Below are 12,810 nucleotides of genomic sequence, written 5' to 3' on the forward strand. Positions count from 1 at the left end.
GTGGTAGGGAAAATTTACATACCCGATGTTACCTAAAATTCTACCTAAAATTCAACTAAAACTTCCTCCGTACCACCCAACAAACCCTGCGCCGCCTCTAACATACTCTCCGCAACATCTTTCAAATCTTCGCGACTTGCCAGATAAGTTTTCAAAGCTTCTAAGGGTTCTATACTATTATTAGCATTCAATTCTGGTAAACGCGGCCTTGCTAACTGACTGACTAATTCCGGCTGGATTGTATAGCTGTGCGCTTCGCCCAGAAGTGCGTGCAATTCAGCGTTGTCGATTAAATCTAATTGTTCGGATCGCAATTGGTAAATTAATCTCACAACCGCATCTTGTATCTCTTTCTTGCTAATAGCTTTAACTAACTCGGCTTGCGGATTTTCCGATTCGGAAACATTCACTTTAATCGTCTGAAACACCCGCACTGGCAAAGCGCAAAATTCCCACTCTGCTTTCCCCCGTTCCAAATTAACTAACACAAAACCTTTATCTTCTTTCTCTTCGCTAAAGTCAACTCGTTCGATACTTCCGGGATAAATTACGGGCGGATTGTTGTCAGCGTTGAGATTTTGGTGTTTGTGTACGTGGCCGAGAGCAACGTAATCAAAACAAGGACGAGTTAGCATGGAAACGGGAATGTTAAAACCTTTGCCAACTGCTAAAAAACGTTCGGCGCCCAGACTTGCTTTATCTGCCATTAAGTGCGCTAAAAGTACGGTTGGTATGTCGGGGTTGAGGCGGCGGATTTCGCCTTCCATTGCGATCGTCAGTTTTTCGGTTAATAATTGGTTAACATCGCCCATAGACAGGCTTTCAGTCTCGGAACGTGTCATTAAGGTCGATCGAGTCAACCAAGGCAATGTTACCACCTGTACGGGCCCGCTGCGGGTTTGAATCAGGTGAGTGTCCAGGCGATCGCCTACAATAAACTTAGGTATCCCCAAAGTCCGATAAATCCCCAAACTCGCGCCGCCTTGTCCCTGGGAATGTTGGTCATGATTTCCTACTAGCAAAACCGTCGGAATTTGCGCCTCCACCAAGCGGCTGAATTGGCGAGCAAAAGCCTCTTTTACAAACGGTGGAGGCGTCGAATCCGGGAAAGCATCGCCGCCGAATAGGACTAAATCTACGGGTTCAGAAATTGCTCTATCCATACATTTGCTCAGCGTCGCCGCGAAGTCTTCCAGCCGCGTATTTAAACCAGTTTCGGGATTAATCCGGCCGTGGGAAAAGCCACTGCCCATGTGAATGTCTGAAAGGTGTAAGATTTTAATCATTGTTTTTTCTATTTGTTAGTTATCGTTTGGTTCGGAGTGAGGAGTGAAGTCCTCAGAAGCATGACTTGCATTCCTGACTGCGAACCCAAGAAAGTTGTTTTTCATACATCACAATATGATGCCGGGGACTTTTTCATAGATTTCGCTAATTTCACAACTAAAATTCGCACTAACAAATTCTACTCTATCTCCTTGTCCGTAAGTTTGATAAACCCAATTTCCTGACTCGTTAAGCCGAAAACACTCTATTTTAATTTCAGATTGAGTGATGAGTACGTATTCTTGCAAACTCAGAGAAGTTTGGTAATCGACAAATTTATTGCCCCTGTCAAAAGATGCAGTTGAGGGAGATAGCACCTCAATAATTAGAGATGGATAGAGAATGAAGTCTTCGGTGGAACTTGTATCTCTTTCGTCGCAAGTCACCGCTACATCAGGATAGTAATAGCAATTTGCATCTTCCAGTCGGACTTTTATATCTGATGAAAGAACTAAGCAGGAACTCTCGCGGAGATGATTGTTAAGCAAACTTGCTAAATTTACTGAAATAACAATATGAGGTTTTTTTGCCCCCGTCATTGCATAAACGTGTCCGCGTCTGTATTCGTGTTTGATGGGGCTTACTCGCTCGCCTTCTAGGTACTCTTCTGGGGAGATGTAAAAATTATTTTTGCTAACAAACATTGAGGTTTCCTCCGATATTTTTATTTATTTACCACTATTGGTTAATAATCGCACACCAGGCTGGGAAACGTCACTGCAGTTTCCCTACAAATTTAACAAAACTCCAGAAATCGGGCGTGCCATAATTTGCCGCTTTCCGTCAAACCCTGCGATCGCACTTTAATTTTGACATTTTTGGGGTTAGCCTCGTAGAGTCGGGCAATTTCCTGCATTTCCTCCGCGCTAAACCCGGTTCCCACGGTTCCTACTGGGACTAATTTGCCATCAATTTCTTGCGCTACTTTGACGGCGCTAAACGGCCGCCCCGCAACTTTTGTCGCCGTCAAACCCACAATAAATAAATCGTGTTCTTGACAGTATTTAGTCCTCACCATCGGATATTTCTTAACATCTTTGCCGCCGACATACTGGCAGTTGTGCAACACCCAAACTTCGCCTTCTCTATTTTCAGATTCCTGCTGATTTGCCAGGACGAGTTTTTCGGCGGTGGTGCGAAATGTCGGTACAACTTCAAAGGCTGGGGATATATTTGCCAGAATTTCGCCAACTTCAACTCCCGCTGCAATTCGTTCGGATTCTGCCACGGTAGTTAAATCATTGCCTTTGAAAAACAAACTTTTAAAAATGGCATAAATTGCGCTGGGCTGGATTGTGGGAAAACCGCTTTCAATATTAACTGTAGCAGCTTGCGCGCCGGTGCGGTGTTCGCTGCCGGTACAGCTTTTGTAATACAGTTCGCCGTCTAAAATAAAGGTGCCAATTTTAGCGGCTGTGTCGATTAATGCCTGTTCAATTTCAATCGATGCTTGTTGCCGCAGGTTAGTCGATCGCGATTGGTAGTATGCTTTATCTGGCGTCGCGATGACCACTACTCGATTGCCGTCGCGCTTTGGCTGTCCCCAATAATCGGGATTTTCGATGTAATAAGAACGTTCGCTCGGCGCGTCCACCGGCTGCATGGTGACAATCCTTCCCGGCTGCAAATGCGGTGGCAATTCGGGAACTACGGGGTCATTAACAGTCTCTATTCTGGCAGCGGTAGTTGATTTGGCAGCAGGAGCAAGATTGGTGCTAGATTTGTTTGGAGTATTGAGGGCGATCGGCTTTTCTCCTGTTTCCAATTCAAACGCTCTTTTCCAAAAGCCGATCGCCATTTCCGGGTATCCTTCCGACTCCGCGCACAGTGCAAAACCAATAACTTTTGCCGTACCGATGCCGCGCCCGTAATCAGCTAAATACTGCACTGCCCCCGCTTCTCCCATCAAGTGCAATTCTCGCTGAACAATGCGATTGTTCCAGCGTTCTCGAATGTCGCCGCTAATTTTTTTGGCTGCTTTTCGCTTGGCTTCTGCGTATTCGGTGCAGTCCATACTGCCTCCTTTATGTAGGGCTATTTCTATACTATACTAAAGCTTGATTTATTAGTCAATCCTAATTGGAAAATTAGTTGGTGTGAATAAATTTAACTTTTTCATTGGTGAACTAGATTTATTTTTTTACCGCAGAGGCGCAGAGGGCACAGAGGAAGAGCAGAAAGAGAGTAATCTAAACTCTCTAATCCCCAATCTAAAATTGATATTAGGTAGCCCCAAAAAATGCTACTGTAGGCAAGAGCGAAACGATGATAATCATCCCTCCCTAATCTAAAATCTAAAATCTAAAATCTAAAATCTAAAATTGTATGATTATCCCCTGGCACCTGTTATCACTTGGAAAAATTTAGGCGTGTACCTTTGTAAAAGACTACCCGCAGCCAGCGTTAGTAAAGTGGAAATTGTCAATATCAACAAATAGTGTATCATGACAGTTATCGAATTTGGCGTTTTTGACAATTTCTCAAAAACTTCCTTCAAAACTGTTACCGTCGGTTCGTGAGAAGCATAAACAAAAAATGCCAAACCCGAAAGATTTAAACACACCTTTTGCAGCTTCCCACCTACCAAATCGGCAGCGCACCAAATCGCCATCGTACCTACTACTCTGGTGCAGCATTCAAACAGGTGTTGGAAAGTTTCTATTTCGGATGTTTTCATTATTGCCAGCACAACAGCCATCGCTAAGTATATGCTTACGATCAAACTTTTTCGTCGATTGATCCAAGTTAAATCCAATTTTTGAACAGCAATCAGACATCCCAAATAAAAGAACAGTGGCCCCAACCACTGGATTTTAATAAAACCAAGTTGTAATTTCAGCAACCAAGGCGCGGCAAACAAAGCCAAACCTAGATAGGGTATCTTTCTAGCTACCAGTAAAAATACCGGAGATAGAATCACCATCGCGATTAAGTCCCGGACATACCAGAAATGAAATGCGATCGGATAACCGTTTCTGTACCCCGTCAAACAATCTATAAAATTGGCGAAGCTGTAGTCTTCAATGTATTTTTTGTAATGACCTTGAATAATAGAAGTTGTTGCCGGTATGTTCAAGACAATTAAGACCATTGCCAATAAAGCTAAGTTCCAAAATAAATAGGGAACCAGGAGAGTCCAAAACCGAGACTTGAGCTTTTCTTGGTAAGAATTTAGCGATAAGTTAAAACTTTTGAAAAAAAGAAATCCTGAAATAACAAACAAAAAAGAAACGCAGGAACCACCCCAAGTGCTCGCAATAAAAGTCTGGAAAAAATTGTCAGCATATCCCACAGAATTTATAGACGAGTGAATAGTAACAATCCCAATAATTAGGGGGAGACGTAATAATTTAATTTTCCCAGAAATTTCAGGCGTAATTTGCATTTTTTACTGACCGAGTGTATGGATAGATCGACCTGTATTTACATTGAGATGGCAAATTACCGTAATCGGTTTGCCGTCAATGCTAAGATAACATCGGATCGCGCATTGCGACCAATAAAGCCGTGAGTTGTGTCTTACTCGCGTTGAGTTAGCCCAATGGCGATCGCAGGTTTGATAATTTAAGATCGAGTTTAATTGTACTCTTATGATGCGATTGATTTTGTACACCAAACCCGGATGCCACTTGTGCGAAGGGTTGCAAGAAAAACTCGAACAGATTGAAAGCCTGAAGTTTCAACTCGAAGTCCGAGATATTACCGAACGCGATGACTGGTTTCAAGCTTATCAGTACGAAGTTCCAGTTTTGTTTAAAGCGCAGCCCCAACCAACAAATTCTGCTGGCGAGGCTGCATTCTCCCCTGAAGAACTTTTACCCCGTCCTTCTCCCCGCTGTAGTGTCGCCCAATTGGAGCAAATGTTACAGAAATATTTGCAAATCGATCTGTCACAATAATACAATTTACCCAAAAACTCAGGTTTTAATCCTGACTTCGGGGTGCTCGGTGTGCAGCTTACTCTAGGGCGAGAGCTTTTACACCGCGCACCAAAAAAACTTAGGCTTTGCACCGCCCACAGCAAAAACCTGTAGAGAGTGGCTCAAACAATGTGTTCCGCCAGTCATATTCAAGACATCCAAGTGAGGAGTTTTTCAGATGAAATTGAGAGAATTATTAGCAGCAGTTCCCAGCATTTCCTTTGACGCCCAACATCCCGCCCTCGATGTCGAAGTCAAGGGTTTATCCACTAATTCCCACGCTTGTCAGGCGGGCGATTTGTTTTTGGGAATGCCGGGAACTCGGGTAGATGGCGGAGATTTTTGGCAAAGTGCGATCAAATCTGGTGCAGTTGCCGCCATAATTTCCACCCAAGCAGCCGAGAAGACACCCCCCCAACCCCCCCTTAGCAAGGGGGGGCTAGAAGAGGTTCCTTCCCCCCTTAGCAAGGGGCTAGAAGAGGTTCCCTGCGTCATCGCAGCAGCCGATATGGCTCAAGTTTGCGGTCAAATAGCCACTGCTTTTTACGGCAATCCAGCTAGCAAATTAAAACTTGTCGGCGTTACCGGCACTAACGGCAAAACTACAACAACTCATTTAATCGAATTTTTGCTCAATGAAATGCAGTTGCCGACGGCAATTTTTGGTACGCTTTATACTCGCTGGCCGGGATTCCAACAAACTGCACTTTACACCACACCTTTTGCAGTTGACCTGCAAAAGCAATTAGCAGAAGCTGTAGTCGCCGGATGCAAACACGGGGTAATGGAAGTCAGTTCCCACGCTTTAGCGCAACAGCGAGTTTTGGGGTGTAGTTTTGAAGTTGCTGTCTTTACAAATTTGACTCAAGATCATCTCGATTATCACCGGGATATGGAAGATTATTTTGAGGCTAAATCGCTTTTGTTTGGTTCGGATTACCTCGCAAATCGCGCTGTGATTAATATTGACGATACCTACGGGCAGCGGATAGTTGAAACCCTCAAATCTGACCTAGTTTGGAGTTACAGCACTAGCGACAAAACGGCAGATTTGTATGCTTCAGATTTGCAGTATCAGCCTAATGGAGTTACGGGAATGCTGCACACTCCCAAGGGTGAAACAGCTTTTTCTTTGCCTTTAGTCGGTCAGTTCAATTTATCAAATATGTTGGCTGCTGTTGGTGCTGTTTTAGAATTGGGTTTAGATTTGTCCGCAATTGTGGAGAAATTATCTCAGTTTTCGGGAGTTCCGGGACGGATGGAACGGGTGCAAATTAGTCCCGACCAAGATATTAGCGTTATTGTTGATTACGCACACACTCCAGACAGTTTGGAGAACTTGTTGAAGGCGTCGCGGCCGTTTATTCCGGGTAAGATGATTTGCGTGTTTGGCTGCGGTGGCGATCGCGATCGCACTAAGCGGCCGATCATGGGTAAAATTGTGGCAGAATTAGCCGATTTAGCTGTTGTTACTTCCGACAATCCGCGCACGGAAAATCCCGATCGCATTTTGGAGGATGTTTTAGCAGGAATTCCCGCCACAGTAAAGCCGATAGTGATGTGCGATCGAGCCGCTGCAATTCGCACTGCTATTATGGACGCTAAACCGGGAGATGGCGTGCTGATTGCAGGGAAAGGACACGAAGATTATCAAATTTTGGGCACCGAAAAAGTCCATTTTGACGATCGAGAACAAGCGCGAGATGCCTTGAAAGCCAGAATGAATTCGGTTAAATGAATTCGGTTAACAGTTAACAGTTAACAGTTAACTGTTAACTGTTAGCTGTTCGTGGGCTGTGAAATTTGTTGTATTTTTAAGTATTGATAGGACGATAGAATCTGATTGGCACTAGATTATATCTGATTAATCCTGAGACTAAACAACTCAAACTCATTGACTGTTGTATTTCTGCACTGGGAGAAGGAACGGAGTTTGTCATTGAGATTTTCATTGATTAAAACTAATGACTAATGACTAATGACTAATGACTAAGCACTATTGCAGCGGCAAAAATACCGTCATCACCTCACCCTTTTGGGGCCGCTGGCGAATTACCAACTTCCCGCCAGCAGCCCGAAATAAATTCTTAGTCACGCTCAAATTTAAACTCAAACTTCCCGTCTCCGGCTGCACCATCAACAAAGGCCCGATCGAGCGCAAAGGAGCATTCGCCGCTTCTGCAAAAGTCGATGCGACATTACCTTCAGGTAAGTGTTCCGATTCCAACTGCAACTTTAACTGATCGCCCGCCAATGTCACCTCCACCTGAATGCGACTCCCCGAAGGCAAAGTTCGAGTAAAATTCTCAATCAAATTAGTTAAAACCTGATCCAGCATCGTCGGATCGCTGACTACCGCCGGCAACTTTTTCGGCACAATAACTTCCAAAGTGTGGTTTCGCACAGTCGCCTGTTTTTGCCAGCGGGGAATGCTATTTTGTAGCACTTCACCGAGGGACATTGCTGTTAGCTGCACGCCCGAATTTTTAGCTTGCGACATTTCCAATTCCACGGCGCGGAAAATTAAACCGAAGCGATCGATCTGAGCGGTACACTCAGCATCAATCATTTCCAAACGCTTGACCACCACTGGCTCAAGTTTGGGACGTTTCAGCAACAATCGAGTCAGCGTGCGAATAGTAGCCAAAGGAGTGCGGACTTCGTGGGCGATCGCCTGTAGCAATTCCACCTCTTTCGTAGCGAGAGGCATTGGAGATTTGCAGTTGATATCTGTAGCCGATAACTTGTGATGTCTATGGTTCAAACCATCATCACTTCTTTCATCCTTTATCCTGCCTGCTTCATCTTTCCCAATTGGCAAATTATGCAACAGCAAGCGGCTGAACTGCATCACTGTTTGATAATTGGGCTCCACAGGAAAAAACTGCTGGAACAGCGCGTCTAATTTAGTAGAATTATTAGTTAATTTGCTAACTGGTAAATTGAAGCTACCGTCAGAATTGGCAAGCAAACATTCGCTTTCAGTCACCCTGCGCCGCAAAACTTCCCAAGCTTTGGCGACTACTTGCGGATCGAAAGAAAATAGAAAAGCCGGAATTCCCGCAGAATTTTCACCCAAAACCATCACCAGGCTAAAACTAGCAGTTAAAACCAAACAAAACTGCTCGTTGGCTAAGGGATCGCCACTTGCCAAAGCCAAAGCCGGGGCCGTCGCAGGTACTGAGGTTTGCACATCAGCCGCCGGCATTAAAGCTAAAGTTTGTCTGGCCCGAAAAGACCACAAAGCTGCATCGTTGTCGGGAATACTGGTAAAAATCCAATTGGCAAAGCCGTTGGCCAAAGCGGGGTGAGTCAAAACCGAAGATGGCCCCGACAACACCAATCCCTGACAGGAATTGGAGATTGTCGATCGACCATTTGCTCGATCGGCATCTGTTTTTTGTCCTGCTTTTTGCCGATCGAGCATTTGATTCAAAGCTGCGATCGCCCCATACCATTCCTGTTGGGCTTTGGGCCGAGAAGCCCCACGGCTTACAGGACACCGATGGCGGTTGTTTCCTCCCGCCAACTTAGCATCAAAGAGACTGAGGTCATTTTCTTGGCCTTCGGAGGCTAAAATTTCGCTTATTGTCGGTAAAAAGTAAGTATTCACAGTTATAAACCCACCTTCGGAGGCATGAAGGGTGAAGTATTTATGTATAGGAAAGTTCAGGAGTTAGGAGTCAGTCGATTTTAGATTTTAGATTTTAGATTTTAGATTTACCCCACAGATAAATCTGGGAGATTGAACTAGGGTCTAAAATTTTTATCTTTCCACGACTTAAGTACGTGGCACGGTATCCGTTTTTGGGCCGGGTCAAGCACCAGCACGATCGAAAAATCCCGCATAATTTCTTGCGCCTTCCTCCTAACTCACAGGATATCCACATTTGTCAACTAAGGATATTGGCAGAACCGTACCAATAAGTCGCAATCTCCGCGCTTGCGGCGGTATTTTGTACGATCGCCCGCCCGGTGACCAGAGAAATGGGTACAAGCCTCCCCTTCTAGGGGGACTTTCAATGAAGATGTCTTCAGTGAGGAGTCTGAATAAACAAGCTGCTATTTATTCAGAGTCGCTGTAGAATGGTTATATGTTGAATCTAACCTACGAGTACAAGCTCATTCCCACCAACGCGCAACGCGAAACATTCGACCTGTGGCTGAACATCTGTCGCAAGGTCTATAACTTTGCGTTGCGGGAACGGAAGGATTGGATAAATTCTCGTAAATGTGATATCAACTCGTGCAGCATCAAACAGGAATACATCATCCCTGCCGATGCACCGCGTCCAACCTTTGCGGGCCAATGCAAAACACTGGCCCAAGCAAAGAAGTCAATCCCCGAATTGAAGCTCCCTCACACCCATGTCTTGCAGCAAGTGTTGCGCCAGTTAGAGGCGGCGTTTGTGGCAAGGTGGGATCGCGGGCACGGCTTTCCTAGATTCAAAAAGCGGATGCGCTCATTTGTGTTTCCTCAATTGAATCTAGAATCTGTTCAGCGCTTTAATGGCATCCATTGGGTCAACTTGCCCAAGATTGGAAGCGTCAAAATGCACCTATCGCGCCCAATCCCTGAAGGCTTTGAGGTCAAGCAAATTCGCGTTGTGAAACGGGCATCTGGCTACTGGGCCATGCTCACTTTACAATGTGATGTTGAAGTGCCTCAAGTCTCGGCATCAGGGCATGGATTGGGGATTGATTTAGGGCTAGAACATTTTTTGGCAACGTCTGATGGTGAATTGATTGATAGACCTCGATTCTTTGTGGGTGGACAACGCAAGCTGAAATCGCTGCAACGTCAACTGAAACGGAAGAAGAAAGGCTCTAGGAAATTTCGTCAGCTTCACCATCAAATTGCCAAACACCACGAGTACATCTCGAATTCTCGGAAAGACTTTCACTTTAAGACCGCTCATCATTTGTGCGACGGAGCCAAGACTGTCTTTGCCGAGGACTTGAATCTCAAAGCCATGTCAGCCGGGATGCTGTGTAAGCACACCCTAGATGCGGGGTTTGGGCAGTTTCTCAACATTTTGAGTCATATCTGCTTTAAGCGAGGTGTGTACTTCGCCAAGGTAGATGCTCATGGTACTAGCCAGACCTGCCCCAAGTGCCAAACCCATACAGGTAAAAAGGAACTGTCTCAAAGGGTGCATAAATGCCAAACGTGTGGCTATGAAACGAATCGAGATGTTGCAGCCGCCCAAGTGGTGTTGCAGCGTGGATATACAGCGGTGGGGCACATCGCAGTGAATTTTGGGGAGGGCAAGCTACATGAGTAGTCCCCATGAACCAAGAATCCCCTCGCCTTTAGGCAGGGGAGTTGTCAAAAAAGTGCAAAATGAAGTAAGTTAAACACCGTGCTTTCCTTATGCCCACCTCGATCGCCGACTCGAAAAATCTGCTGTCAGACTTAATGGCACGCTACCGCCACCAAGTCGATTATCTGGCAATTCGACTGGAAGAAGCCGAAGGCACCGACATCCTGCTGCGGGGCGAAAAAATTGAAACCCTCAGCGAAGGAGTCTCAATTGGCGGCCAAGTCAGAGCTTGTCACAAAGGCGGCTGGGGCTTTGCCAGTTTTAACCGACTTTCCACCCTCGCCGAAAGAATCGAAGAAGCCATCGCCGCGGCCAAACTGATCGGCGAAGAAGAAACGATCCTAGCGCCTGTCACCCCAGTACAAGACATTTGCTTGCTGCCGCTGACAGGAACAGACCCCCGTCTGGTTCCCCTAATTGACAAAAAGCAATTGTGCGATCGTTACGCGGCCATCCTCCGCAGCATTGACCCGCGCATCGCCACAATCTCCGTGCGCTACGGCGACAGCACCCAGCGGATCATCCTCGCCACCTCCGAAGGCACCATGCTCGAACAAGGTTGGGCAGACATGGAAATGCGCTTTGCCGCCACAGCCCGCAGCGGGGAAACCGTACAAACCGGCCGCGAAACCACCGGTTCCCGCAAAGCTTACGAAGACTTAACGGATCTCGATATTCAAGTTCGCAGCGCCGCCCAGAGAGCCGTAGATTCCCTAGCCTTACCCCCCGTCCAAGGCAACACCTACACCGTCGTCATCGACCCGATTTTGACCGGATTGTTTGTCCATGAAGCCTTCGGACACCTTTCCGAAGCCGACATGGCCTACGAAAATCCCGACATTTTGGAAATTATGACCCTCGGCCGCCAGTTCGGCCCAGAAAACTTGCAAATTTTCGACGGTGCATCGCCAGAGGGACACCGGGGCAGCTATTTCTACGACGACGAAGGCACTCCCGCGACTACTACTCAGTTAATTAAAGACGGCGCTTTAGTCGGGCGGCTGCACTCGCGGGAAACGGCGGGCAAGTTGGGAGAAACGCCTACAGGCAATGCTCGCTGTTTGAATTATCATTATCCGCCGATCGTTCGCATGACGAATACTTGGATCGAACGGGGTGACACGCCAGTTGCTGACTTATTTTCTGGTATCAAAGAAGGAGTTTATGCGCGCAATTGGCAAGGCGGCATGACTAACGGCGAAATGTTTACTTTCAGTGCCGGCGAAGCTTGGATGATCCGCGACGGAAAACTAGACAATCCGGTGCGGGATGTTACTCTTTCGGGTAATGTTTTCAGCACTTTAGCTGATATTGAGGCGATCGGCGACGATTTCTACTGGGATGAATCCGGGGGCTGCGGCAAGGCAGGGCAAAGCGGTTTGCCCGTGGGCTGCGGCGGCCCGAGTTTGCGGATTCGCGATGTCGTTGTTGGTGGCGAAGCTGCGGAAGAAGATTAAATCTGCAAAAGTTTAAAAAAAAAGGTAAAGCGTAAGATTCCTACTCGCGCTTTACCTTTCTTTTTTTTTGAGTGCAACATTTCCCGCCCGTTGGTGGTGTCTGATATCTTGAGGACGCTTGGCCAAAAAATCGGAATAGCGAACAATTATGCCTTGACTCGTCAAATACTGCTGAAAAATCGGTTTTTTGCTACGCAGTACGTAAGTCCGCAATTAATGGCTCGAAATATTCAATTTTTCTCTTCTTATCCCAATTTTCTTTTCTCCCATTCTCCCCCTAATTCCCTGCAATTATCGCTTTTTTCGGCTTTATCTCCCGCTTCCTCGTTGTGGCGGCTTATTATCTGGCTCCTTATCGTAAAAGGTCTGAGAGTCGGCTATGGCGGTTAAAATTTCGGGAGCAGAGTTGTCTTGAGCAAAAAAGGTCGATCGAGTTTCTAAGCTTTGAGCATTAACTGCGCCAGCACTCAGTAACAGGCTTGACATCAGGATGGAAGAGTAAACGCGCATCATAAATTTTGGTGGGTGTATTTTCCCTTCTTGATACGCAGTCTGTACTCTGCTATCAGGATAAAAAAAATAATTGTGGTGAAATCATCAATTAGTAAGTGACGGCACCTGCAATTTTTTTGAATTTTGGTTAAAAGCGGGTTAAATCCCTCATCTAGCTCGCTTTTTCGCTGGTAATTTCTAGTTCTCTGCTAGTTGCGGGCAACCAGCAGAATTCAAGACCATGTTCACAAAAAAAATGCTACTCTTCTAGGCCCGTATTCCCAGCCCTCG

At 46.1% G+C, this 12,810-nt stretch carries 10 protein-coding genes; 4 read left to right on the plus strand and 6 right to left on the minus strand.

From position 1 onward, the window contains the following. Positions 1-44: 44 nt before the first annotated feature. The 4 genes from QT973_RS16755 to QT973_RS16770 all read right to left on the minus strand — a co-directional run bounded on the left by QT973_RS16755 (position 45) and on the right by QT973_RS16770 (position 4,711). The gene (locus QT973_RS16755) at positions 45-1,286 is read right to left on the minus strand and encodes an exonuclease SbcCD subunit D (protein ID WP_333053220.1); all 1,242 of its coding nucleotides are present in this window, start codon (positions 1,284-1,286) and stop codon (positions 45-47) included. Between the two features lie 108 nt (positions 1,287-1,394). Next, positions 1,395-1,970, minus strand: coding sequence for a Uma2 family endonuclease (locus tag QT973_RS16760; RefSeq protein ID WP_333053218.1), 576 nt, complete (start codon positions 1,968-1,970; stop codon positions 1,395-1,397). 92 nt (positions 1,971-2,062) lie between these two features. Further along, on the minus strand, positions 2,063-3,340 hold the full coding sequence (locus QT973_RS16765; RefSeq protein ID WP_333391746.1) for an ATP-dependent DNA ligase: 1,278 nt from the start codon (positions 3,338-3,340) through the stop codon (positions 2,063-2,065). Positions 3,341-3,655: 315 nt separating this feature from the next. Next, positions 3,656-4,711 (minus strand): acyltransferase, encoded by a 1,056-nt coding sequence (locus QT973_RS16770; RefSeq protein ID WP_333053215.1) that lies wholly within the window; start codon positions 4,709-4,711, stop codon positions 3,656-3,658. Between the two features lie 208 nt (positions 4,712-4,919). On the opposite strand from QT973_RS16770, the gene QT973_RS16775 reads away from it, so the two are divergent. Together QT973_RS16775 and QT973_RS16780 are read left to right on the plus strand one after the other, a co-directional pair. Next, positions 4,920-5,225: a glutaredoxin family protein gene (locus tag QT973_RS16775; RefSeq protein WP_333053321.1), complete on the plus strand. Its 306-nt coding sequence runs from the start codon at positions 4,920-4,922 to the stop codon at positions 5,223-5,225. Positions 5,226-5,424: 199 nt separating this feature from the next. Next, the gene (locus QT973_RS16780; RefSeq protein WP_333337840.1) at positions 5,425-6,984 is read left to right on the plus strand and encodes a UDP-N-acetylmuramoyl-L-alanyl-D-glutamate--2,6-diaminopimelate ligase; all 1,560 of its coding nucleotides are present in this window, start codon (positions 5,425-5,427) and stop codon (positions 6,982-6,984) included. Between the two features lie 258 nt (positions 6,985-7,242). On the opposite strand, the gene QT973_RS16785 is transcribed toward QT973_RS16780, so the two are convergent. Next, entirely contained in the window at positions 7,243-8,859 is a 1,617-nt protein-coding gene (locus tag QT973_RS16785) for a HAMP domain-containing sensor histidine kinase (protein WP_333391748.1), read from the minus strand. Between the two features lie 481 nt (positions 8,860-9,340). Here QT973_RS16785 and QT973_RS16790 point away from each other — a divergent pair, with 481 nt between their 5' ends. Both QT973_RS16790 and QT973_RS16795 read left to right on the plus strand, forming a co-directional pair. Further along, on the plus strand, positions 9,341-10,531 hold the full coding sequence (locus QT973_RS16790) for a transposase (RefSeq protein ID WP_333250041.1): 1,191 nt from the start codon (positions 9,341-9,343) through the stop codon (positions 10,529-10,531). Between the two features lie 89 nt (positions 10,532-10,620). Next, positions 10,621-12,027, plus strand: coding sequence for a TldD/PmbA family protein (locus QT973_RS16795; RefSeq protein ID WP_333053209.1), 1,407 nt, complete (start codon positions 10,621-10,623; stop codon positions 12,025-12,027). Positions 12,028-12,336: 309 nt separating this feature from the next. On the opposite strand, the gene patX is transcribed toward QT973_RS16795, so the two are convergent. Continuing rightward, entirely contained in the window at positions 12,337-12,540 is a 204-nt protein-coding gene (patX, locus tag QT973_RS16800) for a heterocyst-inhibiting protein PatX (RefSeq protein WP_333208308.1), read from the minus strand. Positions 12,541-12,810 lie beyond the last annotated feature (270 nt).

Source organism: Microcoleus sp. Z1_A1, assembly GCF_036700305.1.
Taxonomy (GTDB): Bacteria; Cyanobacteriota; Cyanobacteriia; order Cyanobacteriales; family Microcoleaceae; genus Microcoleus.